Annotated in this window: 18 protein-coding genes, 1 tRNA gene, 3 rRNA genes and 1 other annotated feature; of the genes, 12 read left to right on the plus strand and 10 right to left on the minus strand. The window is 55.9% G+C overall.

Going from position 1 to position 25,919, the window contains the following annotated elements; genetic code table 11:
* Positions 1-235: 235 nt before the first annotated feature.
* The 3 genes from aroF to LGM20_RS06220 all read left to right on the plus strand — a co-directional run bounded on the left by aroF (position 236) and on the right by LGM20_RS06220 (position 3,372).
* A complete protein-coding gene (aroF, locus tag LGM20_RS06210; protein ID WP_023290684.1) occupies positions 236-1,306 on the plus strand; it encodes a 3-deoxy-7-phosphoheptulonate synthase AroF in 1,071 nt (356 codons plus the stop codon).
* A gap of 9 nt (positions 1,307-1,315) precedes the next feature.
* Positions 1,316-2,437 (plus strand): bifunctional chorismate mutase/prephenate dehydrogenase, encoded by a 1,122-nt coding sequence (gene tyrA, locus LGM20_RS06215; protein WP_004206843.1) that lies wholly within the window; start codon positions 1,316-1,318, stop codon positions 2,435-2,437.
* Between the two features lie 62 nt (positions 2,438-2,499).
* Positions 2,500-3,372 carry an SMP-30/gluconolactonase/LRE family protein gene (locus LGM20_RS06220; RefSeq protein ID WP_044524403.1) on the plus strand — a complete coding sequence of 291 codons (873 nt, stop codon included), beginning with the start codon at positions 2,500-2,502 and terminating at the stop codon, positions 3,370-3,372.
* On the opposite strand, the gene pheA is transcribed toward LGM20_RS06220, so the two are convergent.
* From pheA to bamD, 4 genes are all read right to left on the minus strand, one after another.
* Positions 3,369-4,529, minus strand: a complete 1,161-nt coding sequence (gene pheA / locus LGM20_RS06225; RefSeq protein WP_023290682.1) for a bifunctional chorismate mutase/prephenate dehydratase — start codon at positions 4,527-4,529, stop codon at positions 3,369-3,371. The genes LGM20_RS06220 and pheA overlap by 4 nt on opposite strands.
* 24 nt (positions 4,530-4,553) lie before the next feature.
* Positions 4,554-4,678, minus strand: a sequence feature (Phe leader region).
* On the minus strand, positions 4,630-4,677 hold the full coding sequence (pheL, locus tag LGM20_RS06230) for a pheA operon leader peptide PheL (RefSeq protein ID WP_100250063.1): 48 nt from the start codon (positions 4,675-4,677) through the stop codon (positions 4,630-4,632). Its footprint overlaps the feature before it by 48 nt.
* Positions 4,679-4,783: 105 nt before the next feature.
* Positions 4,784-5,119 (minus strand): ribosome-associated translation inhibitor RaiA, encoded by a 336-nt coding sequence (gene raiA / locus LGM20_RS06235; protein ID WP_002914111.1) that lies wholly within the window; start codon positions 5,117-5,119, stop codon positions 4,784-4,786.
* Between the two features lie 271 nt (positions 5,120-5,390).
* Complete coding sequence (gene bamD / locus LGM20_RS06240; RefSeq protein WP_004145664.1) at positions 5,391-6,128, minus strand: outer membrane protein assembly factor BamD; 738 nt, start codon at positions 6,126-6,128, stop codon at positions 5,391-5,393.
* A gap of 131 nt (positions 6,129-6,259) precedes the next feature.
* Here bamD and rluD point away from each other — a divergent pair, with 131 nt between their 5' ends.
* From rluD to LGM20_RS06280, 8 genes are all read left to right on the plus strand, one after another.
* Positions 6,260-7,240 carry a 23S rRNA pseudouridine(1911/1915/1917) synthase RluD gene (rluD, locus tag LGM20_RS06245; RefSeq protein WP_023290681.1) on the plus strand — a complete coding sequence of 327 codons (981 nt, stop codon included), beginning with the start codon at positions 6,260-6,262 and terminating at the stop codon, positions 7,238-7,240.
* Positions 7,237-7,968 carry a purine nucleoside phosphorylase YfiH gene (gene yfiH / locus LGM20_RS06250; protein ID WP_023290680.1) on the plus strand — a complete coding sequence of 244 codons (732 nt, stop codon included), beginning with the start codon at positions 7,237-7,239 and terminating at the stop codon, positions 7,966-7,968. The genes rluD and yfiH overlap by 4 nt, the downstream gene beginning before the upstream one ends.
* Before the next feature lie 128 nt (positions 7,969-8,096).
* Positions 8,097-10,670: an ATP-dependent chaperone ClpB gene (clpB, locus tag LGM20_RS06255; RefSeq protein ID WP_004206837.1), complete on the plus strand. Its 2,574-nt coding sequence runs from the start codon at positions 8,097-8,099 to the stop codon at positions 10,668-10,670.
* A 464-nt stretch (positions 10,671-11,134) separates the two neighbouring features.
* A 16S ribosomal RNA gene (locus LGM20_RS06260) occupies positions 11,135-12,674 on the plus strand.
* 85 nt (positions 12,675-12,759) lie between these two features.
* Positions 12,760-12,835, plus strand: a tRNA-Glu gene (locus LGM20_RS06265).
* A 178-nt stretch (positions 12,836-13,013) separates the two neighbouring features.
* Positions 13,014-15,915 (plus strand): 23S ribosomal RNA (locus tag LGM20_RS06270).
* 99 nt (positions 15,916-16,014) lie between these two features.
* Positions 16,015-16,130 (plus strand): 5S ribosomal RNA (gene rrf, locus LGM20_RS06275).
* The 16S, 23S and 5S rRNA genes sit together here with 1 tRNA gene alongside, the layout of an rRNA operon.
* 610 nt (positions 16,131-16,740) lie before the next feature.
* Entirely contained in the window at positions 16,741-18,039 is a 1,299-nt protein-coding gene (locus tag LGM20_RS06280; RefSeq protein ID WP_023290679.1) for an MFS transporter, read from the plus strand.
* 3 nt (positions 18,040-18,042) lie between these two features.
* Here the strand turns inward: LGM20_RS06280 and LGM20_RS06285 are convergent, their stop codons facing one another.
* The 5 genes from LGM20_RS06285 to trxC form a co-directional block, all read right to left on the minus strand.
* Positions 18,043-18,366 (minus strand): YfiM family lipoprotein, encoded by a 324-nt coding sequence (locus LGM20_RS06285; protein WP_004201811.1) that lies wholly within the window; start codon positions 18,364-18,366, stop codon positions 18,043-18,045.
* Between the two features lie 41 nt (positions 18,367-18,407).
* The gene (gene pssA / locus LGM20_RS06290) at positions 18,408-19,763 is read right to left on the minus strand and encodes a CDP-diacylglycerol--serine O-phosphatidyltransferase (RefSeq protein WP_023290677.1); all 1,356 of its coding nucleotides are present in this window, start codon (positions 19,761-19,763) and stop codon (positions 18,408-18,410) included.
* A 120-nt stretch (positions 19,764-19,883) separates the two neighbouring features.
* Positions 19,884-22,535: a bifunctional acetate--CoA ligase family protein/GNAT family N-acetyltransferase gene (locus LGM20_RS06295; RefSeq protein WP_044524371.1), complete on the minus strand. Its 2,652-nt coding sequence runs from the start codon at positions 22,533-22,535 to the stop codon at positions 19,884-19,886.
* A gap of 34 nt (positions 22,536-22,569) precedes the next feature.
* Positions 22,570-23,268 (minus strand): tRNA-uridine aminocarboxypropyltransferase, encoded by a 699-nt coding sequence (gene tapT / locus LGM20_RS06300; protein WP_044524370.1) that lies wholly within the window; start codon positions 23,266-23,268, stop codon positions 22,570-22,572.
* 69 nt (positions 23,269-23,337) lie between these two features.
* Positions 23,338-23,763: a thioredoxin TrxC gene (gene trxC / locus LGM20_RS06305; protein WP_002914091.1), complete on the minus strand. Its 426-nt coding sequence runs from the start codon at positions 23,761-23,763 to the stop codon at positions 23,338-23,340.
* 203 nt (positions 23,764-23,966) lie between these two features.
* On the opposite strand from trxC, the gene LGM20_RS06310 reads away from it, so the two are divergent.
* Positions 23,967-25,052: a tRNA/rRNA methyltransferase gene (locus LGM20_RS06310; protein WP_023290674.1), complete on the plus strand. Its 1,086-nt coding sequence runs from the start codon at positions 23,967-23,969 to the stop codon at positions 25,050-25,052.
* 55 nt (positions 25,053-25,107) lie between these two features.
* On the opposite strand, the gene ung is transcribed toward LGM20_RS06310, so the two are convergent.
* Positions 25,108-25,797, minus strand: coding sequence for a uracil-DNA glycosylase (ung, locus tag LGM20_RS06315; protein ID WP_023290673.1), 690 nt, complete (start codon positions 25,795-25,797; stop codon positions 25,108-25,110).
* Positions 25,798-25,919: the final 122 nt, after the last annotated feature.

Below are 25,919 nucleotides of genomic sequence, written 5' to 3' on the forward strand. Positions count from 1 at the left end.
GACAAATCTCACCAGGATTTTTCGTAATGCCGATGGCGCTGGCGAGCAATTTTGGCGCGATTTCACCATCTGTAAATATTATTGTACGGTTAATGGCGTGGTAAGGGCCAATTAATTTATCGCTGTAAAGTAAAATTTACGGAATATGGATTGAATTCTTTACTTCGTATGGTATCGTTACGTCATGCCCGCTGAGGCAACCCTTATCGCAAACGAGCTACACAGGATCGCAATCATGCAAAAAGACGCGCTGAACAACGTACATATTACCGACGAACATGTATTAATGACCCCGGAGCAACTGAAGGCGGAATTCCCCCTGAGCGTTGAACAGGAAGCGCAGATCGCGCACGCCCGTGAAACCATCTCCAATATCATCGCCGGTCGCGATCCGCGCCTGCTGGTGGTCTGCGGTCCTTGCTCCATTCACGATCCGGAAGCGGCGATCGAATATGCTCGTCGGTTTAAAGCCCTTGCCGCAGAGGTCAGCGATAGCCTCTACCTGGTGATGCGCGTCTATTTTGAAAAACCCCGTACCACCGTCGGCTGGAAGGGGCTGATTAACGATCCGCATATGGATGGTTCGTTTGATGTTGAAGGCGGCCTGAAGATTGCGCGTCGTCTGCTGGTCGAGCTTGTGAATATGGGACTGCCGCTGGCGACGGAAGCGCTGGATCCCAACAGCCCGCAGTACCTTGGGGATCTGTTCAGCTGGTCCGCCATCGGCGCGCGAACCACGGAATCTCAGACGCACCGCGAAATGGCCTCTGGTCTTTCCATGCCGGTAGGCTTTAAAAATGGCACCGACGGTAGCCTGGCCACGGCTATCAACGCTATGCGCGCCGCGGCGATGCCGCACCGCTTCGTCGGTATCAACCAGGCCGGGCAGGTCTGCCTGCTGCAAACGCAGGGTAACCCGAACGGCCATGTGATCCTCCGCGGCGGTAAGGCGCCGAACTACGGTCCGGAAGATGTGGAGAAATGTGAAAAAGAGATGGCGCAGGCGGGACTGAAGCCGTCGCTGATGGTAGATTGCAGTCATGGGAACTCCAATAAAGATTTCCGTCGCCAGCCGGCCGTGGCTGAATCCGTTGTCGCGCAGATCAAAGATGGCAATCGCTCCATTATCGGCCTGATGATCGAGAGTAATATCCACGAGGGCAATCAGTCCTCTGAACAGCCGCGTGAGGCGATGAAATACGGCGTTTCGGTAACGGATGCCTGCATCAGCTGGGAAACCACCGATGCGCTGCTGCGTGAACTGGATAAGGATCTCCGCGGCCACCTGGCGGCCCGTTTGGTGTAAGAGGAAAGTATGGTTGCTGAACTGACCGCGTTACGCGATCAAATTGATGAAGTGGATAAAGCGTTGCTTAGCCTGCTGGCTAAGCGCCTGGAACTGGTGGCCGAAGTCGGCGAGGTGAAGAGCCAGTATGGCCTGCCGATTTACGTCCCGGAACGCGAGGCGGCGATGCTCGCCTCCCGGCGTGAAGAGGCGGCTGCGCTCGGCGTTCCGCCGGATCTGATCGAGGACGTTCTGCGTCGCGTGATGCGGGAATCCTATTCCAGCGAAAACGACAAAGGCTTTAAAACCCTTTACCCGAATCTGCGGCCGGTGGTGATCGTCGGCGGCGGCGGGCAGATGGGGCGTCTGTTTGAGAAGATGTTAACGCTGTCCGGCTACCAGGTGCGCATTCTGGAAAAAGAGGACTGGGCGCGGGCGACGGATATCGTCGCTGATGCCGGTATGGTCATTGTCAGCGTGCCGATTCACACCACCGTGGAGACGATCGCCAGGCTGCCGCCGCTGCCGGCGGATTGCATTCTGGTCGACCTTGCCTCGGTTAAAGCAGAGCCGCTGCAGGCGATGCTGGCGGCGCATCAGGGCCCGGTACTCGGCCTGCACCCGATGTTCGGTCCGGACAGCGGCAGCCTTGCCAAGCAGGTGGTGGTCTATTGCGATGGCCGCCAGCCGGAGGCCTATCAGTGGTTCCTCGAGCAAATTCAGGTCTGGGGCGCGCGCCTGCATCGCATCAGCGCGGTGGAGCACGATCAGAACATGGCCTTTATTCAGGCGCTGCGCCACTTTGCCACCTTCGCCTATGGTCTGCATCTGGCGGAAGAGAATGTGCGCCTTGAGCAGTTGCTGGCGCTCTCGTCACCCATTTACCGGCTGGAGCTGGCGATGGTGGGCCGTCTGTTTGCCCAGGATCCGCAGCTCTACGCCGACATTATTATGTCCTCGGAAAACAACCTGGCGCTGATTAAGCGCTACTACCAGCGGTTTGGCGAGGCGATCGGTCTGCTGGAGCAGGGCGATAAGCAGGCGTTTATCGATAGCTTCCGTAAAGTCGAACACTGGTTTGGCGATTACGCCCAGCGTTTCCAGAGCGAGAGCCGCACGCTGCTGCGTCAGGCGAACGATAATCGGCAGTAAAGCGAAAAAGATGTATACAATAAAGCCAGCGACCGCTGGCTTTTTTTATAGGGATGACAACGATGGCTGAACCACAACCGCTGTTTGACTACACCGGATACCTGCCGGAATGCCCGACCTGGAGTGAGGCAGAGCAGGCCCTCTACTGGGCCGATATCATGGAATGTGAAATTCACCGCTACGATACCCGCAGCGGCGAACACCAGGTGCTGCAGTTTCCGGAGGAGGTCGGCTGTTTTTCGCTGCGCGAGAAGGGCGGTTTTATCGTTGCATTGCGCAGCGGTATCTGGCTGACCGACGCCCACGGTCTGCTGCGGCGGAAAGTCTGCGATAACCCGAGCAACCCGGAACTGGCGCGGTTTAACGACGGCGGGACCGATCGCGACGGGCGCTTTTATGCCGGCACCTTCTGGGGCCCGGGGGATTACAACGGCGCGCTGCTGATGCGGGTCGATAACGACCTGAAGCCGACGGTGATCCAGTGCGACATCCATGGCGCCAACGGTCTGGCGTTTAGCGCCGACCGGCGCTGGATGTATACCTCCGATACGCCGAACGCCGTGATTTACCGTACGCCGCTGGATGAGCAGGGTGAGCCTGGCCGGCGCGAAGTCTTTCGCCGTTTTCTGCCGGGCGAAGGGATCCCGGACGGGGCGGCGATTGACGTGGAGGGATGTTACTGGAGCGCAATGTTTGACGGCTGGCGGATCGCTCGTTTCTCTCCGCAGGGTGAGGAGCTGGAGTCCTACCCGATGCCGGTACGTTGCCCGACGATGGTCTGCTTTGGCGGGGCGGATATGAAAACGCTCTACATCACCACCACCCGGGAAAACATGGCGGACGATGAGCTGGCGCAGTATCCGCTGTCCGGCGCTATCTTCACCCTGCCGGTGGCGGTGGCAGGGATGAAGAAATTGCCGTTCCGCGAACGCTAAACCGGATCCACCGGCACGACGTTTTCGCTGGGGTAGCAACCGAGAACCTTCATGGAGCGGGTGATCTCCGCCAGCTCCTTCAGCGCCTTGCGCATGGGCAGCGAGTCCAGGTTTGCCTGAATATCGAGATAAAACATCTCTTCCCATGGATTGCCATGGATTGGGCGAGACTCCAGTTTGGTCATGATCAGATTGTGATTGCGCAGCACCAGTAAGGCCTCCACCAGGGCGCCCGCCTGCTGACCGGTCGCCATTAACAGCGTGGTCTTCGCCGGAACCTGATCGGAGACGTTCACCGCTTTGCGCGCCAGAACGAGGAAGCGCGTAATATTCTGCGTCTGGTTGGCCTGGCAGTGCTCCAGCACCTGCAGACCGTACAGGGCGCCGCCCGCTTCGCTGCCCAGTGCCGCGACGGCCGGGGAGTTCGCCTGCGCGACTTTTTCCATCGCCGCTGAGGTGCTCTCGGTATATTCAATCTTCCAGTGCGGGTAGCGGCTCAGATACTGGCTACACTGCTGGAACGGCTGCGGATGGCTGTAGACGGTCTGAATTTTATCGGCATCCGTCGAGGTGCTGACCAGTACGCAATGATCGATAGGGATCGTCAGTTCGCCAACGATCGACAGGCTGGTGTGCTGCAGCAGATCGTAGACGTCGTTGATCCCGCCGGAGCTGGTGTTTTCAATCGGCACTACGGCGTAATCGGCCTGACCGGTCTCCACCTGATTAAAAATATCGGCGAACTTCGCGCAGCCGCTTTCAATAAACTGCTCAAAGTGGCGAGCGGCGTACTGACGCGCCGCCAGATGCGAATAAGAACCTTTGGGACCGAGGAACGCCACGCGAGCCGAATGCGGGTTAATTTTATTCAAGTGCTGCTGCAACAGGGTTTGCTGGGTCAGAACAGAGTCTTCGATAATCAGCTGGAACAGGCGGGTGATGTAGTGTGCATCCAGATTATGACGCTTGCCGAGGGTCATCAGACGCTCCAGCAGATCGCGTTCGCGGTCAATATCACGCACCGGACGATGTGAGGCCAGTTTGGCTTTACCAACCTCAACAGCCAGCCCGCGACGCTCCGCCAGCAGAGCAAGCAGTTTCTCATCCAGCGCGCTTATCTTGTCGCGCAGCGCCAGTAATGGGTTTTCCTCGGTCATAGATGTTGCCTTTGTTGTTATCAAATAAAAAAGGCCTCCCGGGTGGGAGGCCTTATTGTTCGTCTTCGCATTCTTTCTTATACGACGAATTGCCTCCCGGTCAGGGGAAGGTAAAAAAGAATGCGAAGAAGAACGGGACGAGTTTCATGATGAATTCCTTTAAGTAGTGGGGATTACAGTACCTGTACTGTTTTCACTCTGTCAATAAAAAACGCGCCCGAAGGCGCGTGGCATGACACAACTTAAGTTAAGGATTACTCTTCTTCTTCCACAAAGCCTGCCTCTTTCACCGACGTCGCGGCGCGGCGGGCTTCCCCTTTGTGTTGCACTTTATTGAGCTGCCGTTCCAGCTTGTTGATCAATTCGTTAATGGCGGCGTACATATCTTCATGACGCGCACTGGCAACCAGATGGCCGTTTGGCGTGTTGATGGTTGCGTCAGCGATAAAACCCTGCGGCTCCTTAGACAGAATGATGTGCGGGTTAATTAAATGAGTTTGCCACTTATCCAGTTTGGCGAGACGGTCTGCGACATGCTGGCGGATTGCCGGAGTAATTTCCATTTGTTTACTGGTAATGTTCATTGTCATAAATTTTACCTCTTGTCTTTCCCGTCTTGGTGAATCCAGCATACCTTTCCCAATGTCAAAATGTGTGATCTAAATCACATTTTATTGTCACTTTTTGTCAATGAATTCATTTTGTGAGACAGGGCAGGAAGAGATGAGATTTTACTTGTCGAACCCGACAAAGCAGGCCATATTTGATGAGTTAACCCGGCGCTAAACCGCTTCAGCTAGCCAGGATAATGGATAAAAAAACGGCAGCCAGAGGCTGCCGTTTGCGATCTATGAATCAGGCTCAGGTGTTCTTGCTGTTCGCGGCGATAATCTTCGCGACTTTGTCCGCCTGAGCGTTCATCTGCATTTGACGATAGGCGTTTTCCATCTTCGGCAGGGCATCGCGGGTGGCCTGGGTATCCGGATAGTTACGCATCATACCTTCCACGCGGTTAACGACGGCAACCCATGCGCCGCGGTCGGTGTAGTAATCCACCACCGACAGCTCATACTTCGCCAGGCGATCTTTCAGGAACACCATGCGCTTATAGGCGTCAGTGGCATACTGGCTGTTCGGGTAACCACGTACCAGTTTGGAGAAGTCATTGAAGGCATCGCGCGCGTGCTGCGGATCGCGGTCGGAACGATCGACGCCGAAGAAGCCCTGCAGGGCGCTGTCATCCAGAGCCATGTTGGTCAGGCCGCGCATATAGATGACGTAGTCGATGTTCGGATGGGTGGGGTTCAAGCGCATGAAGCGATCGATGGCGGCCTGAGCCAGCGGCAGATCGGCGTTTTTGTAATACGCATAAATCAGATCCAGCTGTACCTGTTGGGAATAAGGGCCGAATGGATAACGGTTATCCAACGCTTCCAGTTGCGTTATCGCCTGTTTCCAGTTACCGTCCTGCAGTTTTTGCTGGGCGGTCGCGTAGATTTCATTCGGCGGATTATCAGGCACCTCTTCCTTAGAGCCGGAGCAACCCACCAAAGCCAGGCTCAGTGTGGCGGCTGCCACCAGGTATTTCATGCGCGTCATGACGTTTTGACTTCCTCAAAATGTTTATGCGGGAGAATCTCTGTTCCTGCTCCCGATTAAGACCAGCTACAATAGCACACTATATTAAACGGCAAAGCCGTAAAACCCAACGTTAAACGAAGAAGCTGTATATGGCACAACGAGTACAACTCACCGCAACGGTGACCGAAAATCAACTCGGTCAACGCTTAGATCAGGCTTTGGCCGAATTGTTCCCTGATTATTCGCGATCGCGGATAAAAGAATGGATCCTCGACCAACGCGTATTAGTCAATGGCGCCATTGGCGATAAACCGAAAGAAAAAGTGCTGGGGGGAGAACGCATCGCTATCGATGTGGAAATCGAAGAAGAGGCGCGCTTCCAGCCGCAGGATATTCCGCTCAATATCGTTTACGAAGATGACGACATCCTCGTGATCAACAAACCGCGCGATCTGGTTGTACATCCTGGCGCGGGCAACCCCGACGGTACTGTGCTGAATGCGCTGCTGCACTACTATCCGCCTATTGCCGATGTGCCGCGTGCGGGTATCGTCCACCGTCTGGATAAAGACACCACCGGTCTGATGGTGGTGGCGAAAACCATTCCAGCGCAAACCCGGCTGGTGGAGTCGCTGCAGCTGCGCGAGATCACCCGTGAGTACGAAGCGGTGGCGATCGGTCATATGACCGCCGGCGGTACGGTGGAAGAGCCGATCAGCCGTCACCCGACCAAGCGTACCCATATGGCGGTGCACCCTATGGGCAAGCCGGCGGTGACCCACTACCGCATTATGGAACATTTCCGCATTCATACCCGTCTGCGCCTGCGTCTGGAAACCGGGCGTACGCATCAGATCCGCGTGCATATGTCGCATATTACCCATCCGCTGGTAGGCGACCAGGTGTATGGCGGCCGGCCGCGTCCGCCGAAGGGCGCGTCGGAGGAATTCATCACCGCGCTGCGTAAATTCGACCGCCAGGCGCTGCACGCCACCATGCTGCGTCTGTACCATCCGATTACCGGTATTGAAATGGAGTGGCATGCGCCCATCCCACAAGATATGGTCGAGCTCATCGAGGCGATGCGCGCCGATTTTGAAGCCCATAAGGACGATATTGACTGGTTATGACTAAACTGATTGTACCGCAGTGGCCAATGCCCGGCAGCGTGGCGGCCTGTAGTTCTACCCGCATCGGCGGCGTGAGTCTGCCGCCCTATGACTCGCTCAATCTGGGCGCCCATTGCGGCGACAATCTGCAGCATGTCGAAGAAAACCGGCGGCGGATGTTTGCCGCCGGCGGCTTGCCGTCTTACCCGGTTTGGCTGGAGCAGGTTCATGGTACCGATGTGCTCACGCTGGACGGCGGACCCTATCCGTCGAAACGCGCGGATGCCTCTTATAGCCGTACGCCAGGGACTGTCTGCGCGGTGATGACCGCTGACTGCCTGCCGGTCCTGTTCTGTAACCGCGCGGGTACCGAAGTCGCTGCGGCGCATGCGGGATGGCGCGGCTTATGCGAAGGGGTTCTGGAAGAGACGGTCGCCCGTTTCGCCGATAAAGCCGAAAACATTATGGCGTGGCTGGGGCCCGCCATCGGTCCGCAGGCGTTTGAGGTGGGGCCAGAAGTTCGCGACGCTTTTATGGCGAAGGATGAGAATGCGCACCGTGCTTTTCGTCCGGCAGGCGAAAAATATTTTGCTGATATCTACCAACTGGCTCGGCAGCGTCTGGCAAACGTCGGCGTTGAGCAGATTTTCGGCGGCGATCGCTGCACGCTAAGCGAAAAGGATGATTTTTTCTCTTACCGGCGCGACAAGACCACCGGTCGTATGGCAAGTTTCATTTGGCTGATATAACCTAGAGAATCAAGACGATCCAGAAGGCAAACTTATTTTTCGCATAGTTCAGGTCTTTAACCTTGAATAATTGAGGGATGACCTCATTTAATCTCCAGTAGCAAATTTGACCTGTTATGGGAGGAGTTATGCGTCTGGATCGTCTTACCAATAAATTCCAGCTTGCTCTTGCCGATGCCCAGTCGCTCGCACTCGGGCACGACAACCAATTCATCGAACCTCTTCATTTAATGAGCGCCTTGCTGAATCAGGAAGGGGGATCGGTACGTCCTTTATTAACCTCGGCGGGCGTGAATGCCGGGAAACTGCGCACTGACATCGAACAGGCTCTGAGCCGTTTACCGCAGGTGGAAGGCACCGGCGGCGATGTACAACCTTCTCAGGATTTAGTGCGGATCCTGAACCTTTGCGACAAGCTGGCGCAAAAGAAAAAGGACAATTTTATTTCGTCAGAACTGTTTGTTCTGGCGGCGCTTGAATCACGCGGTACGCTGACCGACCTTTTAAAATCCGCCGGAGCAACAACCGCCAACGTGACCCAGGCGATTGAACAAATGCGCGGAGGTGAAAGCGTGAACGATCAGGGTGCCGAAGACCAACGTCAGGCATTGAAGAAATTTACCGTCGATCTCACCGAGCGTGCCGAGCAGGGCAAGCTGGACCCGGTTATCGGCCGTGATGAAGAGATCCGCCGTACCATTCAGGTACTGCAGCGCCGTACCAAAAACAATCCGGTGCTGATTGGTGAACCCGGGGTGGGTAAAACCGCTATCGTCGAAGGCCTGGCGCAGCGTATCGTCAACGGCGAAGTGCCGGAAGGGCTGAAAGGCCGCCGGGTGCTGGCGCTGGATATGGGCGCGCTGGTGGCCGGGGCGAAGTACCGCGGTGAGTTTGAAGAGCGTCTGAAAGGCGTGCTGACCGACCTGTCGAAACAGGAAGGCAACGTCATTCTGTTTATCGATGAACTGCATACCATGGTTGGCGCGGGTAAAGCCGATGGCGCGATGGATGCAGGCAACATGCTCAAGCCGGCGCTGGCGCGTGGTGAACTGCACTGCGTCGGGGCGACGACGCTTGACGAATACCGTCAGTACATTGAAAAAGACGCTGCGCTGGAGCGCCGCTTCCAGAAAGTGTTCGTCGCCGAGCCATCGGTAGAAGATACCATCGCTATTCTGCGCGGCCTGAAAGAACGTTATGAACTGCACCACCACGTGCAGATCACTGACCCGGCAATCGTGGCGGCGGCGACCTTGTCGCATCGTTACATTGCCGACCGTCAGCTGCCGGATAAAGCCATCGACCTTATCGATGAGGCGGCGTCCAGCATCCGTATGCAGATCGACTCGAAGCCGGAAGAGCTGGACCGTCTCGATCGCCGTATCATCCAGTTGAAACTGGAGCAGCAGGCGCTGAAGAAAGAGTCTGATGAGGCGAGTCTGAAGCGTCTTGATATGCTCAACGAGGAGCTGGCGGATAAAGAACGGCAGTACTCGGTGCTGGAAGAAGAGTGGAAAGCGGAAAAAGCGTCCCTCTCCGGCACTCAGACCATCAAAGCCGAGCTGGAGCAGGCGAAAATCGCCATCGAACAGGCGCGTCGCGTCGGTGACCTGGCGCGGATGTCTGAGCTGCAGTACGGCAAAATTCCGGAACTGGAGAAACAGCTGGCGGCAGCCACTCAGTCCGAAGGGAAAACCATGCGTCTGCTGCGTAATAAAGTGACGGATGCTGAAATCGCCGAAGTGCTGGCCCGCTGGACCGGTATCCCTGTCTCCCGCATGATGGAAAGCGAGCGTGACAAACTGCTGCGTATGGAGCAGGAACTGCATCACCGGGTAATTGGCCAGGATGAGGCGGTTGAAGCGGTATCTAACGCGATTCGCCGCAGCCGCGCTGGGCTATCCGATCCGAACCGACCGATTGGTTCATTCCTGTTCCTTGGTCCGACCGGGGTCGGTAAAACCGAGCTGTGTAAAACGCTGGCTAACTTTATGTTCGACAGCGACGACGCGATGGTGCGCATCGATATGTCCGAGTTTATGGAGAAACACTCCGTCTCGCGTCTGGTCGGTGCGCCTCCGGGATACGTCGGTTATGAAGAGGGCGGTTACCTGACCGAGGCGGTGCGCCGTCGTCCTTATTCCGTCATCCTGCTGGATGAAGTGGAAAAAGCGCACCCGGATGTGTTCAACATCCTGCTGCAGGTACTCGACGACGGGCGCCTCACTGATGGGCAGGGGAGAACGGTCGACTTCCGTAATACGGTGGTCATCATGACCTCGAACCTCGGTTCCGATCTGATTCAGGAACGGTTCGGCGAGCTGGATTACGGACATATGAAAGACCTGGTGCTGGGAGTGGTCAGCCAGAACTTCCGTCCTGAGTTCATCAACCGTATCGATGAAGTGGTGGTCTTCCATCCGCTGGGTGAGAAACACATTGCTTCTATTGCCCAGATCCAGCTGCAGCGTCTGTATAAACGTCTGGAAGAGCGCGGATATGAAGTGCGGATGTCCGATGAGGCGCTGAAGCTGCTAAGCGCCAACGGGTACGATCCGGTATACGGCGCGCGGCCACTGAAACGCGCTATTCAGCAGCAGATTGAGAACCCGTTAGCCCAGCAGATCCTTTCTGGTGAGCTGATTCCGGGTAAAACCGTCGAGCTGGTAGTGAAAGACGACCGTATCGTGGCAGTGCAGTAAGTCACAAAACGACAAAAACGGGCCCAGCGGGCTCGTTTTTGTTTAAAAACCAGGCAAGAATTAAAGCTCAATACCTGATTTGGTTGAAAAGTGAGCGGTTGAATTCTTTTTTTGAATTTATCCTTGTCACTTCAGAATTACCCCCTATAATGCGCCTCCACTGACACGGAACAACGGCAAGCAAGCCGCCGGGACAGCAGGATTCAACAGCGAAAGCAACGTTGAAAACCGACAGAGAAAAGCAAAATAAGCGCTTGACTCTGAATGAGGAAAACGTATTATACGGGACCTCGCGACAGAGCGCTAAAGCGCGTCGCAACTGCTCTTTAACAATTTATCAGACAATCTGTGTGGGCACTCAAAGTGACATGGATTCTTAACGTCCCCGGACGAAAAATGAATACCAAGTCTCAAGAGTGAACACGTAATTCATTACGAAGTTTAATTCTTTGAGCATCAAACTTAAATTGAAGAGTTTGATCATGGCTCAGATTGAACGCTGGCGGCAGGCCTAACACATGCAAGTCGAGCGGTAGCACAGAGAGCTTGCTCTCGGGTGACGAGCGGCGGACGGGTGAGTAATGTCTGGGAAACTGCCTGATGGAGGGGGATAACTACTGGAAACGGTAGCTAATACCGCATAATGTCGCAAGACCAAAGTGGGGGACCTTCGGGCCTCATGCCATCAGATGTGCCCAGATGGGATTAGCTAGTAGGTGGGGTAACGGCTCACCTAGGCGACGATCCCTAGCTGGTCTGAGAGGATGACCAGCCACACTGGAACTGAGACACGGTCCAGACTCCTACGGGAGGCAGCAGTGGGGAATATTGCACAATGGGCGCAAGCCTGATGCAGCCATGCCGCGTGTGTGAAGAAGGCCTTCGGGTTGTAAAGCACTTTCAGCGGGGAGGAAGGCGACAAGGTTAATAACCTTGTCGATTGACGTTACCCGCAGAAGAAGCACCGGCTAACTCCGTGCCAGCAGCCGCGGTAATACGGAGGGTGCAAGCGTTAATCGGAATTACTGGGCGTAAAGCGCACGCAGGCGGTCTGTCAAGTCGGATGTGAAATCCCCGGGCTCAACCTGGGAACTGCATTCGAAACTGGCAGGCTAGAGTCTTGTAGAGGGGGGTAGAATTCCAGGTGTAGCGGTGAAATGCGTAGAGATCTGGAGGAATACCGGTGGCGAAGGCGGCCCCCTGGACAAAGACTGACGCTCAGGTGCGAAAGCGTGGGGAGCAAACAGGATTAGATACCCTGGTAGTCCACGCCGTAAACGATGTCGATTTGGAGGTTGTGCCCTTGAGGCGTGGCTTCCGGAGCTAACGCGTTAAATCGACCGCCTGGGGAGTACGGCCGCAAGGTTAAAACTCAAATGAATTGACGGGGGCCCGCACAAGCGGTGGAGCATGTGGTTTAATTCGATGCAACGCGAAGAACCTTACCTGGTCTTGACATCCACAGAACTTAGCAGAGATGCTTTGGTGCCTTCGGGAACTGTGAGACAGGTGCTGCATGGCTGTCGTCAGCTCGTGTTGTGAAATGTTGGGTTAAGTCCCGCAACGAGCGCAACCCTTATCCTTTGTTGCCAGCGGTTAGGCCGGGAACTCAAAGGAGACTGCCAGTGATAAACTGGAGGAAGGTGGGGATGACGTCAAGTCATCATGGCCCTTACGACCAGGGCTACACACGTGCTACAATGGCATATACAAAGAGAAGCGACCTCGCGAGAGTAAGCGGACCTCATAAAGTATGTCGTAGTCCGGATTGGAGTCTGCAACTCGACTCCATGAAGTCGGAATCGCTAGTAATCGTAGATCAGAATGCTACGGTGAATACGTTCCCGGGCCTTGTACACACCGCCCGTCACACCATGGGAGTGGGTTGCAAAAGAAGTAGGTAGCTTAACCTTCGGGAGGGCGCTTACCACTTTGTGATTCATGACTGGGGTGAAGTCGTAACAAGGTAACCGTAGGGGAACCTGCGGTTGGATCACCTCCTTACCTTAAAGAACCTGCCTTTGTAGTGCTCACACAGATTGTCTGATGAAAGTAGAGAAGCAAGGCGTCTTGCGATTGAGACTTCAGTGTCCCCTTCGTCTAGAGGCCCAGGACACCGCCCTTTCACGGCGGTAACAGGGGTTCGAATCCCCTAGGGGACGCCACTTGCTGGTTCGTGAGTGAAAGACGCGTGCCGATATATCTCAAAACTCATCTTCGGGTGATGTTTGAGATATTTGCTCTTTAAAAATCTGGATCAAGCTGAAAATTGAAACGACACACTGTTTAAGTGTGTTCGAGTCTCTCAAATTTTCGCAATCTGAAGACATCTTCGGGTTGTGAGGTTAAGCGACTAAGCGTACACGGTGGATGCCCTGGCAGTCAGAGGCGATGAAGGACGTGCTAATCTGCGAAAAGCGTCGGTAAGGTGATATGAACCGTTATAGCCGGCGATGTCCGAATGGGGAAACCCAGTGCAATTCGTTGCACTATCGTTAACTGAATACATAGGTTAACGAGGCGAACCGGGGGAACTGAAACATCTAAGTACCCCGAGGAAAAGAAATCAACCGAGATTCCCCCAGTAGCGGCGAGCGAACGGGGAGCAGCCCAGAGTCTGAATCAGCTTGTGTGTTAGTGGAACGGTCTGGAAAGTCCGACGGTACAGGGTGATAGTCCCGTACACCAAAATGCACAGGTTGTGAACTCGAAGAGTAGGGCGGGACACGTGGTATCCTGTCTGAATATGGGGGGACCATCCTCCAAGGCTAAATACTCCTGACTGACCGATAGTGAACCAGTACCGTGAGGGAAAGGCGAAAAGAACCCCGGCGAGGGGAGTGAAAAAGAACCTGAAACCGTGTACGTACAAGCAGTGGGAGCACCTTCGGGTGTGACTGCGTACCTTTTGTATAATGGGTCAGCGACTTATATTCTGTAGCAAGGTTAACCGTATAGGGGAGCCGCAGGGAAACCGAGTCTTAACTGGGCGTTAAGTTGCAGGGTATAGACCCGAAACCCGGTGATCTAGCCATGGGCAGGTTGAAGGTTGGGTAACACTAACTGGAGGACCGAACCGACTAATGTTGAAAAATTAGCGGATGACTTGTGGCTGGGGGTGAAAGGCCAATCAAACCGGGAGATAGCTGGTTCTCCCCGAAAGCTATTTAGGTAGCGCCTCGTGAACTCATCTTCGGGGGTAGAGCACTGTTTCGGCTAGGGGGTCATCCCGACTTACCAACCCGATGCAAACTACGAATACCGAAGAATGTTATCACGGGAGACACACGGCGGGTGCTAACGTCCGTCGTGAAGAGGGAAACAACCCAGACCGCCAGCTAAGGTCCCAAAGTCATGGTTAAGTGGGAAACGATGTGGGAAGGCACAGACAGCCAGGATGTTGGCTTAGAAGCAGCCATCATTTAAAGAAAGCGTAATAGCTCACTGGTCGAGTCGGCCTGCGCGGAAGATGTAACGGGGCTAAACCATGCACCGAAGCTGCGGCAGCGACACGATGTGTTGTTGGGTAGGGGAGCGTTCTGTAAGCCTGCGAAGGTGACCTGTGAGGGTTGCTGGAGGTATCAGAAGTGCGAATGCTGACATAAGTAACGATAAAGCGGGTGAAAAGCCCGCTCGCCGGAAGACCAAGGGTTCCTGTCCAACGTTAATCGGGGCAGGGTGAGTCGACCCCTAAGGCGAGGCCGAAAGGCGTAGTCGATGGGAAACAGGTTAATATTCCTGTACTTGGTGTTACTGCGAAGGGGGGACGGAGAAGGCTATGTTAGCCGGGCGACGGTTGTCCCGGTTTAAGCATGTAGGCTGATTATCCAGGCAAATCCGGATAATCAAGGCTGAGGTGTGATGACGAGGTACTACGGTACTGAAGTAACAAATGCCCTGCTTCCAGGAAAAGCCTCTAAGCATCAGGTAACATCAAATCGTACCCCAAACCGACACAGGTGGTCAGGTAGAGAATACCAAGGCGCTTGAGAGAACTCGGGTGAAGGAACTAGGCAAAATGGTGCCGTAACTTCGGGAGAAGGCACGCTGGTGTGTAGGTGAAGTCCCTGCGGATGGAGCTGAGACCAGTCGAAGATACCAGCTGGCTGCAACTGTTTATTAAAAACACAGCACTGTGCAAACACGAAAGTGGACGTATACGGTGTGACGCCTGCCCGGTGCCGGAAGGTTAATTGATGGGGTTATCCGTAAGGAGAAGCTCTTGATCGAAGCCCCGGTAAACGGCGGCCGTAACTATAACGGTCCTAAGGTAGCGAAATTCCTTGTCGGGTAAGTTCCGACCTGCACGAATGGCGTAATGATGGCCAGGCTGTCTCCACCCGAGACTCAGTGAAATTGAACTCGCTGTGAAGATGCAGTGTACCCGCGGCAAGACGGAAAGACCCCGTGAACCTTTACTATAGCTTGACACTGAACATTGAGCCTTGATGTGTAGGATAGGTGGGAGGCTTTGAAGCGTGGACGCCAGTCTGCGTGGAGCCAACCTTGAAATACCACCCTTTAATGTTTGATGTTCTAACGTAGGCCCCTAATCGGGGTTGCGGACAGTGTCTGGTGGGTAGTTTGACTGGGGCGGTCTCCTCCCAAAGCGTAACGGAGGAGCACGAAGGTTAGCTAATCCTGGTCGGACATCAGGAGGTTAGTGCAATGGCATAAGCTAGCTTGACTGCGAGCGTGACGGCGCGAGCAGGTGCGAAAGCAGGTCATAGTGATCCGGTGGTTCTGAATGGAAGGGCCATCGCTCAACGGATAAAAGGTACTCCGGGGATAACAGGCTGATACCGCCCAAGAGTTCATATCGACGGCGGTGTTTGGCACCTCGATGTCGGCTCATCACATCCTGGGGCTGAAGTAGGTCCCAAGGGTATGGCTGTTCGCCATTTAAAGTGGTACGCGAGCTGGGTTTAGAACGTCGTGAGACAGTTCGGTCCCTATCTGCCGTGGGCGCTGGAGAATTGAGGGGGGCTGCTCCTAGTACGAGAGGACCGGAGTGGACGCATCACTGGTGTTCGGGTTGTCATGCCAATGGCACTGCCCGGTAGCTAAATGCGGAAGAGATAAGTGCTGAAAGCATCTAAGCACGAAACTTGCCCCGAGATGAGTTCTCCCTGAGACTTTAAGTCTCCTGAAGGAACGTTGAAGACGACGACGTTGATAGGCCGGGTGTGTAAGCGCAGCGATGCGTTGAGCTAACCGGTACTAATGAACCGTGAGGCTTAACCTTACAACGCCGAAGATGTTTTGGCGGATTTGAGAGAAGATTTTCAGCTTCGATACAGATTAGTCGATGCGTCCGCAGGACGTGTTGATAAAACAGAATTTGCCTGGCGGCACTAGCGCGGTGGTCCCACCTGACCCCATGCCGAACTCAGAAGTGAAACGCCGTAGCGCCGATGGTAGTGTGGGGTCTCCCCATGTGAGAGTAGGGAACTGCCAGGCATCAAATAAAGCAGAAAGCCCAGTCGAAAGACCGGGCTCTTTGTTTTGTCTGTTGTCTGTCGGTGAGCGCTCTCCGGAGGAGGACAAATCCGCCGGGAGCGGATTTGAACGTTGCGCAGCAACGGCCCGGAGGGTGGCGGGCAGGACGCCCGCCATAAACTGCCAGGCATCAAATAAAGCAGAAAGCCCGGTCGAAAGACCGGGCTTTTTGTTTTTGCGTTTAAAAAGAACCCCGTCCCGAAAGGTGCGGGGTTTTTTGCTGTGTGGTGTATGCCTCCCCCGGTGGCGCTGCGCTTACCGGGGCTACGGATCCGTAGCCCGGACAAGGTGCGCAGCACCGCCTCCGGGGAAAATCCCGCCATACCCGCACCATTATCTTCATTCAAAGCAACATAAAACCCCGTCATGGCAAACCCTTCGCCATAATCCACTTTTTCCTTGCCTCTGCGCTGGCGTTGATCGCGAAAACCGTGCTTGCGAAAAAAAATGTGAATGCAATCACATATAAAGATATAACAATTATATAACATTTAGTTTACTAACTAATTTGTCTGCGTGACGTGGTACGCCCGACAAGACAGACTGCAGTCTTTGCTGGAGCAATATAACAATGACAGAGAGTAGCATTACCGAACGGGCCGCGCCGGAGCAGGCCGATACCCGTCGTCGTATTTGGGCAATTGTTGGCGCTTCCTCGGGAAATCTGGTTGAGTGGTTTGATTTTTATGTCTACTCATTCTGCTCGCTCTATTTTGCCCATATCTTCTTTCCCTCCGGAAATACCACCACTCAACTTTTACAAACGGCAGGCGTATTCGCCGCCGGATTTCTGATGCGTCCTATCGGTGGGTGGCTGTTTGGTCGGATCGCCGACCGCCGCGGACGTAAAGCTTCCATGCTTATTTCGGTCTGTATGATGTGCTTTGGTTCACTGGTGATTGCCTGCCTGCCGGGCTACGCGGTCATCGGCACCTGGGCTCCGGCGCTGCTGCTGTTGGCCCGTCTGTTTCAGGGGCTGTCGGTCGGTGGAGAATATGGCACCAGCGCGACCTATATGAGTGAAGTGGCGATTGAAGGAAAGAAAGGCTTCTATGCCTCTTTCCAGTACGTCACGTTAATTGGCGGTCAACTGCTGGCGGTATTAGTGGTCGTGGCGCTCCAGCAGGTGCTGAGCGACGAAGATTTGCATGCCTGGGGATGGCGTATTCCTTTTGCTCTCGGGGCAGTACTGGCTATCGTCGCGCTGTGGCTGCGTCGCCAGCTGGACGAAACCTCGAAGCAGGAGACCCGGGCGCTGAAAGAGGCTGGCTCATTTAAAGGGTTGTGGCGTAATCGCCGGGCTTTCGTGATGGTGTTGGGCTTTACTGCCGCCGGATCGCTGACCTTCTATACCTTTACTACCTATATGCAAAAGTATCTGGTCAACACGGCGGGCATGACGGCCAGCACCGCCAGCGTGATCATGACCGCGGCGCTGTTCGTTTATATGCTGGTTCAACCGCTGTTCGGCGCCTTTTCGGATAAAGTTGGCCGCCGTACCTCCATGCTGTGCTTTGGCGTGCTGGCGACATTATTTACCGTGCCTATCCTGAGCGCCTTGCAAAAAGTGAGCTCACCCTATGCTGCCTTCGGCCTGGTGATCTGCGCCTTGCTGATTGTCAGTTTCTATACCTCGATCAGCGGCATCCTGAAGGCCGAGATGTTCCCGGCGCAGGTTCGCGCGCTTGGGGTAGGGCTGTCCTATGCCGTCGCGAATGCCCTGTTTGGCGGCTCGGCGGAATATGTCGCGCTGTCGCTGAAATCGGCGGGGATAGAGCACGCGTTCTACTGGTACGTGACGGTGATGGCGGCCATCGCCTTCCTGGTCTCCCTGATGCTGCATCGCAAAGGCAAAGGCCTGCGTCTTTAGCCGTTACTGGTGCGCCAGTTGCCAAACAGCGTAGCCGGTGGTCGCGCCGGCTACATCCCAGGCGAAATCCTTCCAGCTCCAGCCGCTGCCTGCCGGGCGGCTGTCCCAAAGCTCTTTTGAGGCGCCGAGGCTGACGGAAAACATCAGGCCGATAGCAGCGCTGCGGTCCCGGCTGTAACCCTGATGTTGCGCATATTCATTGCCGGCGGCAGACAGCATCGCCGAGGCCAGAAAATGCTGGGCTTTGTCCTGACCGGACCATGCATCATTTGCCATGTGGCTGCAGCCCGTTAACATCAGCGAAGCAATCACGATTATCGTACGCATAGCGCTTCCAGAAAAAAGCCCCGTCGAGGCGGGGCTGATTGTCAGAGAATACGGCTGATCAGCCGGTCAATGCGGATCCGCCGCAGTCGGCGGATCAGTTTACGCACTTTCACCGGATAGTCGGCAATACTTTGCAGATCCCGATAATGTTTCACCACCGTGGTGTGGGTGCGGATGAGCTTCAGCTCTTTCTCCCGCATGGCTCCCAGCTGCTGCTTTGGATCGTGGATCAAAATGGCATTTTCCAGATCGAGTCGCCAGGCGCGCGGGTTAAGGTTGTTGCCGGTGAGCAGCATCCACTCGTCGTCAACCCACATGCCCTTCAGGTGGTAGCTGTTATCGTCATCCTTCCACAGGCGGACGATCAGCTGATCGGTATTCACATAATACTGCAGCCGGCTGAGGAAACGCCGCAGGTTGATCTCATACAGATAAGGAAGCGCGCCGATGATTTTAAACGGCTGATCTTCCGGAATATAGAAATCGTTAGCGGTTTTATCGCCGACAATAATCTCCACCTGTTTACCGTCGCGCAGCAGCTGGATGATATTTCTTACCAGCACGGCAGGAAGGTTGAAGTAGGGGGTGCAGATCGTTAACTTGTGCTCGGCACAGGGCATCAGGTGAAAGATAGTTTTGTTCAGCAGGCTGGATTTCCCCAGGCCTACCAGCGGGGTGACGGAGAGTTCTTCGTCACCGGCGGTGCCGACAAAATGGTAGCTGCGGTCGCGCAGCTCCTGACGGTACTGGCGAATATCGTTTTTGATTTCCGGACTTTTTGGCCGATCCGGTCTGTCGAGACGATTCACGCCGCGTCCCTGAACCAGATTATTGTCGACCCAGTCGAACATGACGTCCGCCATTTTGCCGTTACGGATGCACTGATAGCGGTCATAGCGGTACTTATCATGCTGATGCAGATAAACATCGTTCAGGCTGGCGCCGCTGTAGAGGACGCAGTCATCGATAATAAAGCCTTTGAAATGGAGAACGCCGAGCGCCTCCCGGGTGTTAATCGGCACGCCGTAAACGGGGATCTCTACGCCCGGATTTTCATTGGCCATCCGACAATACCAGTCAGCATTGGTGTTGGAGGCGGCGGCGCCGATACGGCCACGTTGAGCGCGGTGCCAGTCAACGAGGACGCGAACATCCAGTTGCGGACGCTGACGTTTGGCGTCATAAAGGGCCTGCAAAATTCCTTTTCCGCCATCATCTTGCTCCAGGTAGAGCGCAATAATGCATATACGCTGAGTGGCGTTGGCAATCCGGGTCAGTAACGCTTCCCTGAAATCCGCAGGGGCGTAAAAGAACTCTACATCATCAACTGACTGAGAAAGCTTAGGGAGTTGGGCAAGGTGTTGTTGATGTTTATTACGCTTAAATTTTGACAACATCACAGTGCGTTTCTTCTCTGTTTATTGAAGGGTCTTCTGTACCATGCAGACGACGTAAGCGGGCAATAATACCATTACTACCCGCTAATGTGGTCAACAATTGCGGTCAGCGTCGCGCGATTATCCCTGATTCAGGGGCAGCGACAGACTGACAATCCCATCTTCCAGCTGAATATCAACGGTGAATCCCAGCTTTCTGGCGAGGCCGATCATGCCTCGGTTATTCGGCATCGTAATCCCATTCAGCCGTTGCAGGCCATGGCTTTGCGTATAGGCGATCAGCTTTTCCAGCAGCCTTCGCCCCAGGCCTAACCCTTTCAAATCTGAACGGACCAGCACAGCAAACTCGGCATCAATATTGTCAGGGTCGGAGATCGCCCGCGTCACGCCGAGGATCTCGCTCTGTTCCGCGGTGGTCCTGACGGCGACGAACGCCATTTCTCGATCGTAGTCGATCTGGGTCATATTGGCTAAGTCGTCATGGGTAAATTCGTTGATCTCACTAAAATAGCGATAATAGAGATCTTCTTTGGTGACCTGAGCGATAAACGCGAGCAACTGCGGTTCATCTTCCGGAAGGATCGGCCGGAACAGACAGCGATCGCCATTTTTCATCACCACCCACTCCTCCAGCTGGTGCGGATAGGGACGAATAGCGAGACGGCTTTCACTGTCGCCGCTAAAGGGAGCAAGCCCCAGGGTAACGTCCAGCGCCGTAAACTCGTTGCCGGAGGCGAGCAGGGGGTGAATATCCAGTCGCTGGATCTCCGGGCAGTCGACGATCAGGTTCGAGACCTGAACCAGCAGCTGGCTTAAGCCTGCGATATCCAGCGGTCGCAATGCGCTGCGGCCGCGGATCTTCTTATTTTTGATCGCCTGGATCACCAGATAACGCGCCAGGTTCATATTCAGCGGCGGCAGCGCCACAGCGGCCTGGTCCTCGGCCCGCCACTCCACGCCGCCTTCGCCCAGCATAATCAACGGGCCGAAGAGGGGATCGTGCTCAACCACCACTCTCAGCTCCTGGGCGCCGGCGCGATTGGCCATACTCTGCACCAGCAGGCCATGAATGCGCGCCTGGGGCCAGGCCAGCCTGACGCGATCGATCATCGCATCCGCTGCCTGCTGTACTTCTGCCGCGGTACGCAGATACAACATAACCCCCTGTACTTCTGATTTGTGCGGAATATCCGGGGAACGCAGCTTCAACGCAACCGGATAGCCTATCTGCTCAGCGATATGCACCGCTTCCGCGCTGTCAGCGGCGATCCAGGTTGGCAGTGTGTGGATACCGTAGGCCCGGAGCACCGGGCTGACCTCGTGGGTATCCAGCGTAGTGGCGCCGTCATCTATCGCTTGCTGGAGCAGAGCATGCGCTTCGCTGGTATTGGCGGTTAACGAGTCCGGCAGCACTGGAGTCTCGCGCAGCTGTTTCTGGTTACGGCGGTACTCGACCATATGCATAAAGGCGGTGATGGTGCCCTCCGGCGTACGGTAGGTGGGAAGGCCGGCATCGCTGAACAGCCGTCGCGCCTCCTGGGAAGAGAATTCGCCGCACCAGTTGGTCAGCACGGTGACATATTTGCCACGCGGATGGTGCTTCAGGGCGTCTATCAGCGCCAGGGCGCTCTCGGTGCCCGGCGCGGCGGCGCTGGGCGAGTGGATCACCAGCAGCGCGTCGTAGTCCTGACTGTTAAGCAGAATGTTCACCGCCCGCTGATAGTGTTCGCTGCTGGCGTCATCGCGTAGATCCAGTGGGTTGGCGATCTCAACGCCGCCCGGCAGCGCCTGGCGCAGGGCGCCGCGCGTCTCCTCGCTGAGGGTCGCCAGCTTACCGTTACGCAACCAAAGCTCATCCAGCGCCAGCGCCGCCGGCGCCGCGCCGTTGCTGACGATCATCAGTTTTTCACCGCGCAGCGGGCGCATATGGCTCAGGGTTTCTACGGCGGAGAACAGCTCATGGGTATCCTGGACCCGCAGCAGACCAGCACGCTGGATGGCCGCATCCCATGCCGGATCCATCCCTGAATTGACGTGCAACAGTTTCTGCGCCGCGGGACTACGGCCGCTTTTGATCACCAGGATTGGCTTGTTTCGCGAGGCGCTGCGCGCGGCGGAGACAAACCGGCGCGCGTCGCTGAGATGCTCAAGGTAAAGCAAAATGGCGCTGGTTTTGCTGTCGCGGGCCAGAAAGTCCAACAGGTCATCGACATCTATATCCAGGCTATCGCCCAGCGCGATGAAGTAGGAAAACCCCATCTCGCGCTGTTGCGCCCAGTCAAGGATGGTGTTGGAGACGGCGGCCGACTGCGAGATAAAGGCCAGTTTACCGCGGTGGATCGCGACCGGCGAAAAGCTGGCGTTCAGGCCTTGCCACGGCGCCAGCAGCCCCAGGCTGTTTGGGCCGAGCAGGCGCATCTGATAGCGCGCAGCGCATTCGAGCAGCGCCGGATACTGTTCCGGCTGCGAAGAGAGGATGATGCAGGTCTTGCAGCCTTTCTGCCCCAGGGCTTCGAGCAACTCGAGATTACGTCGCGCGTTGGTACAAAGCACCGCCAGATCCGGCGTAAACGGCAGCTTCTCAATGGTGGGCCACGCCAGCACCCCAAGCACCGCCTTCCAGGCGGGGGTCACCGGCAGTACCGGGCCATTGAAGCCGCCGGCTAGCAGGTTGCGCATCATGAGATAGCCAGCGCGCTGCGGCTTCATTGATGCGCCAATAACGGCGATGGATTTTGGTCGCAGCAGCGCTTCCAGGCCTCGTTGGCTCATACCGGTCTCCTTTCATCCCAGTGACCGAATGATTTTAAACGTTTTCCGCCTGGCCCGCTGTGATACTGCCCTTATGCTGGGTTTTTCCCGCCAGGTAGCGGGTCCGGAAGCGGGTGAAGTGTTCGCCAAGCGCTGCGGCGGCCGGCGCATCGCCCGCCAGATCCAGCAGGGCGATGGCCACTTCCGCGGTACAATATTGTCCGTCGGCGTGCGCCTCGCGCAGATGGTAGGCTGAGATGCGCGACAGATCGACGGAGATGATCGGCAGCGCGTCCAGATAAGGGCTCTTACGGAACATTTTACGCGCTTCGGTCCAGGTGCCGTCGAGCATGATAAACAGCGGCGGTTTGCCGGACGGCGGCGCGCTCAGGACCTGGCGCTCCGGTGCGGCGTAGGAGGCGGGGAACACCACCATCGGCTGGTAATCGGGATGGGCGACCAGATCGAGCAGCCCCTGCGGCGGCTCGGTTCTCGACCATTGATAAGCCTCGGTATTCGGCAGAATATCGGCGATGAGCCGGCCGGTGTTGCTGGGCTTCATCGGCTCCGTATCAAACATCACCAGGCAGAAACGACTGGTGGCCTGCGCCGGCGTTAACGTGGCGCACAGGCACTGCTTGAGCGGCAGCAGACAGCGCTGGCAGCGGCGGATGCGGTTGCCGCGAGCAAGGAAAGGGCGGGTGGCTCGCGCGAGACGTTCGGCGCGCAGGCGAAGGACAGCGTTATCAGTCATGGGAGTCGCTAGTGAAAAACGCTATTGTCGCAGAGGCGAAAACGGGGCACAAGCGGTGCCCCGGAAGGATTACTGCTGTCCGGCTTCGTTCAGCCAGCTATCAAATGGCGCTTTTGGCACCGCGCCATTAAGCATGTCGATCACTTCGCCATTTTTGAACATCATGATGGTCGGGATGCTGCGGATACGAAACCGTGCGCTAAGCTCACGTTCCGCTTCGGTGTTAACTTTCACAAAACGCATCTTCCCGCTACGCTCTTCCGCGACGTCTTCAAAGATCGGCGCGAAGCTGCGGCAGGGACCGCACCATGGCGCCCAGAAATCGACAACGACCGGCAGATCGTCCTTTAAGAGTTTATCCAGCGTTGCCCCGGTCGCGTTGATGACGTCGCCATCAAAAAGATCGTGACCGCAGCGTCCGCACTTTGCGCCATCCGCGCTACGATCGTCCGGGAGGCGGTTCAGAGCCTGACAACTGGCACAAACGGTATTCATAACTAACCTCTGGTTATGGGTTGCAACGTGGCACGTGGCCGATATGTTTCTGTGATGTTACATATTATCGATTAAGTGTTATTTAAGGACAATGCGTTTTGTTCGATGAGTGCAATAGAGGCCGTCTTTTAAACGAAATCATGGCGAAGCGATGACACATCGGGTAATCTGCGCGCTTCGCGCAGCGCAGGTGGAGAAAATTGATGAGCGACGAACTGAAAAATAAAAGCGGCAAGGTCAAAGTGATGTATGTCCGCAGTGATGATGATTCTGACAAACGCACCCATAACCCACGTACCGGGAAAGGGGGAGGTCGTCCAGGAAAATCTCGTGTTGACGGCCGCAGCCGCCCTGCGCGTGACGAACGAAACAGCCGCGGTGACGATCGTAAACGCGATGACCGCAAGCGTGATGAGCGCAAGCGCGATGATTTTAATCGTGACGATGCGTCCCCGTGGCGTACCGTTTCTCGCGCTCCTGGCGATGAGACGCCGGTAAAAGAGGATCATGGCGGGATCAGCGGGAAGAGCTTTATCGATCCGGAAGTACTGCGTCGCCAGCGTGCGGAAGAGACCCGCGTGTATGGTGAAAACGCCTGTCAGGCCCTGTTCCAGAGCCGCCCGGAAGCCATTGTCCGCGCCTGGTTTATCCAGAGTGTGACGCCGCGCTTTAAAGAGGCGCTGCGCTGGATGGCGGCTAACCGTAAAGCCTATCATGTGGTTGATGAAGCCGAGCTGGCGAAAGCCTCCGGGACCGATCACCACGGCGGCGTCTGCTTCCTGATCAAAAAACGCCACGGTACCTCTGTTGCCCAGTGGGTCGCGAAGGCCGCAGAAGAAGATTGCGTTCTGGCGCTGGAGGACGTGGGTAACCCGCACAACCTCGGGGCGATCATGCGCAGCTGCGCGCACTTCGGCGTGAAGGGTGTTGTGGTTCAGGATGCCGGCGTGCTGGAGTCCGGCGCGGCGATCCGTACGGCGGAAGGCGGTGCGGAACATGTTGAACCGATCACCGGCGACAGCTTCATCGATACTCTGGATCAGTTCCGTCAGGCGGGCTACGCGATTGTCTCGACCTCCAGCCATAATGGTACCCCGCTGTTTAAAGCCGAGCTGCCGAAGAAAATGGTGCTGGTGTTAGGCCAGGAGCGCGATGGCCTGTCGGATGCAGCCATCTCCAGCGCGGACCTCAGCGTCGCCATCGATGGTACCGGCAATGTCGAAAGCCTGAACGTCTCTGTGGCGACCGGCGTCCTGCTGGCGGAATGGTGGCGTCAGAACAAGGCGTAATACCTGTCCCTGAATATAAAAGCCAGCTGATGCTGGCTTTTTTTATGGCTGTCGATCACTCGCTTTCGGCGGGAAGGACCGGCATCCAGTCAATCGGCGCTTCGCCGCGATCGGCCAGCCACTGATTGGTTTGCACGAAATGGTTGCTGCCAAAGAAGCCGCGATGCGCGGAGAGCGGTGAAGGGTGCGGCGCCTTCAGTACGCAGTGGCGCTGGCGATCGATAATCGCGCCTTTCTTCTGCGCATGGGAGCCCCACAGCAGAAAGACCACCCCCTCGCAGTGCTCATTGATTAACGCGATTACCTTATCGGTAAACGTCTCCCAGCCGAGGCTGGCGTGCGAGTGCGCCTGCCCGGCGCGGACGGTCAGGACCGTATTAAGCAGGAGCACCCCCTGGCGCGCCCAGCTTTCCAGGTAACCATGGGTAGGGCGGGTAAAGCCAGGGATAGTGGCCTCCAGCTCTTTGTACATATTCAGCAGCGAGGGCGGGATAGCGACGCCGGGGCGAACCGAGAACGCCAGACCGTGGGCTTGCCCCGGGCCGTGATAGGGGTCCTGACCGAGAATGACGACTTTGACATCGCCCAGTTCGGTAAAGCGAAACGCATTAAAGACATCTTTTTGCGGTGGATAGATGGTGATCCCGGACTGGCGCTCTTCGGCGACGGTCTTCAGAGTATTGAGAAAATAGGGTTGTTGCTTTTCATCCGCCAGCACGTCATGCCAGGTTAAAGGGGTGGTCATCTTGCTCTCCTGCAAAGGGTCATCGCTATAGCTTAACGGCTTCTTTCTACAGAACAAAATCGGCACGGCTTGACGCGGGCCTTTATGCAAAAAAAATTGAAAATTTACAAAATTATTTATAG

It is taken from the genome of Klebsiella quasipneumoniae subsp. quasipneumoniae, from assembly GCF_020525925.1.
GTDB classification, from domain to species: Bacteria; Pseudomonadota; Gammaproteobacteria; order Enterobacterales; family Enterobacteriaceae; genus Klebsiella; species Klebsiella quasipneumoniae.

Bases quoted from the DNA above. Each gene is read 5' to 3' on its own strand.
- pssA (WP_023290677.1), bottom strand. From the start codon at position 19,763: ATGTTGTCAAAATTTAAGCGTAATAAACATCAACAACACCTTGCCCAA.
- bamD (WP_004145664.1), bottom strand. From the start codon at position 6,128: ATGACGCGCATGAAATACCTGGTGGCAGCCGCCACACTGAGCCTGGCT.
- raiA (WP_002914111.1), bottom strand. From the start codon at position 5,119: ATGACAATGAACATTACCAGTAAACAAATGGAAATTACTCCGGCAATC.
- LGM20_RS06295 (WP_044524371.1), bottom strand. From the start codon at position 22,535: ATGAGCCAACGAGGCCTGGAAGCGCTGCTGCGACCAAAATCCATCGCC.
- trxC (WP_002914091.1), bottom strand. From the start codon at position 23,763: ATGAATACCGTTTGTGCCAGTTGTCAGGCTCTGAACCGCCTCCCGGAC.
- tyrA (WP_004206843.1), top strand. From the start codon at position 1,316: ATGGTTGCTGAACTGACCGCGTTACGCGATCAAATTGATGAAGTGGAT.
- LGM20_RS06280 (WP_023290679.1), top strand. From the start codon at position 16,741: ATGACAGAGAGTAGCATTACCGAACGGGCCGCGCCGGAGCAGGCCGAT.
- rluD (WP_023290681.1), top strand. From the start codon at position 6,260: ATGGCACAACGAGTACAACTCACCGCAACGGTGACCGAAAATCAACTC.
- clpB (WP_004206837.1), top strand. From the start codon at position 8,097: ATGCGTCTGGATCGTCTTACCAATAAATTCCAGCTTGCTCTTGCCGAT.
- tapT (WP_044524370.1), bottom strand. From the start codon at position 23,268: ATGACTGATAACGCTGTCCTTCGCCTGCGCGCCGAACGTCTCGCGCGA.
- LGM20_RS06310 (WP_023290674.1), top strand. From the start codon at position 23,967: ATGAGCGACGAACTGAAAAATAAAAGCGGCAAGGTCAAAGTGATGTAT.
- pheA (WP_023290682.1), bottom strand. From the start codon at position 4,529: ATGACCGAGGAAAACCCATTACTGGCGCTGCGCGACAAGATAAGCGCG.
- LGM20_RS06220 (WP_044524403.1), top strand. From the start codon at position 2,500: ATGGCTGAACCACAACCGCTGTTTGACTACACCGGATACCTGCCGGAA.
- ung (WP_023290673.1), bottom strand. From the start codon at position 25,797: ATGACCACCCCTTTAACCTGGCATGACGTGCTGGCGGATGAAAAGCAA.
- LGM20_RS06285 (WP_004201811.1), bottom strand. From the start codon at position 18,366: ATGCGTACGATAATCGTGATTGCTTCGCTGATGTTAACGGGCTGCAGC.
- yfiH (WP_023290680.1), top strand. From the start codon at position 7,237: ATGACTAAACTGATTGTACCGCAGTGGCCAATGCCCGGCAGCGTGGCG.
- aroF (WP_023290684.1), top strand. From the start codon at position 236: ATGCAAAAAGACGCGCTGAACAACGTACATATTACCGACGAACATGTA.